Consider the following 1,160-nt stretch of genomic DNA (forward strand, 5'->3'; position numbering starts at 1 on the left):
TACCAAAGCTCGCGGGTTGTGACTCTTGAGGGCTTGCCAGTGGCATCCGGCGCTGATTCAAGATGGCAAACGATAGGAGTTTGCCATGCCGATTGCGCTTCGCACCGACTTCGACGCCATCGCCGTAAGGGCGGCCGCCAGACGGTCGAAGGATGGTGCGCAAGCCCGGCGCTTGCTCGCGCTGGCCGCGATCTATGAGGGGGCGAGCCGGACGGAGGCAGCGCGGATGGGCGGGGTCACGTTGCAGATCGTGCGGGACTGGGTGATGAAGTTCAACGCGGCGGGTCCTGACGGGCTGATCGACCGAAAGGCGCCAGGGCCGCAGTCGCTGTTGAAAGCTGCTCATCGCGCGGCGCTGGTCGAGGCAATCGAGCGAGGCCCCGTACCCGCCGCTCACGGGGTAGTGCGGTGGCGGATCATCGATCTGGCACAGATGCTCTGGGACGACTTCTCGCTATCGGTCTCGCGGCCGACGCTGAGCCGCGAGCTACGCGCGCTCGGCTACCGCAAACTTTCGGCCCGGCCCAGGCACCATGCCCAGGATCCGGACGCGATCGAAGCCTTCAAAAAGGGGGCTTTGCCGCCGAGCTGGACAAGGTCAGGGCGTCTCTCCCGCGAGGCACTCCCATAGAGATATGGTTCCAGGACGAGGCCCGGATCGGGCAGAAGAACAAGATCACGAGGCGATGGGCGAAGCGAGGAACGCGGCCCTCCGCACCGCACGACCAGCGCACCAGATCCGCATACATCTTCGGCGCGATATGCCCGCAGGAGGGGAAGGCCGCCGGCCTCGTACTGCCATTCTGCAATACCGACGCGATGAACCTGCACCTCGCCGAGATCGCCTTGCATGTCGCGCCTGGGGCTCATGCCGTGGTGCTCATGGACCAGGCCGGCTGGCACCTGACGCCGAAGCTCGAGTTGCCCACCAACATCTCGATCGTCGCGATCCCATCGAAAAGTCCGGAGCTCAACCCGCAAGAGAACGTGTGGCAATTCATGCGCGACAACTGGCTGTCGAACCGTGTGTTCGGCTCCTACGACGAGATCGTCGACCATTGCTGCGACGCCTGGAACAAGCTCGTCGAACAACCCTGGCGGATCATGTCGCTCGGCCTCCGCGACTGGACCCGCGGGTTCTGATCAGTGAATCTTGGTAT

At 64.1% G+C, this 1,160-nt stretch carries 1 protein-coding gene; it reads left to right on the top strand.

The window, feature by feature from the left end:
- Positions 1-85 precede the first annotated feature (85 nt).
- Positions 86-1,143 (top strand): IS630 family transposase gene (locus V5F77_RS28895; protein ID WP_429008486.1). Its coding sequence is split into 2 segments (ribosomal slippage): positions 86-571 and positions 574-1,143, totalling 1,056 coding nucleotides; the frame shifts between segments, so codons are not numbered across the junction.
- The last annotated feature ends 17 nt before the right edge of the window (positions 1,144-1,160 follow it).

It is taken from the genome of Roseixanthobacter psychrophilus, from assembly GCF_043195195.1.
In the GTDB taxonomy this organism is placed as follows: Bacteria; Pseudomonadota; Alphaproteobacteria; order Rhizobiales; family Xanthobacteraceae; genus NCEH01.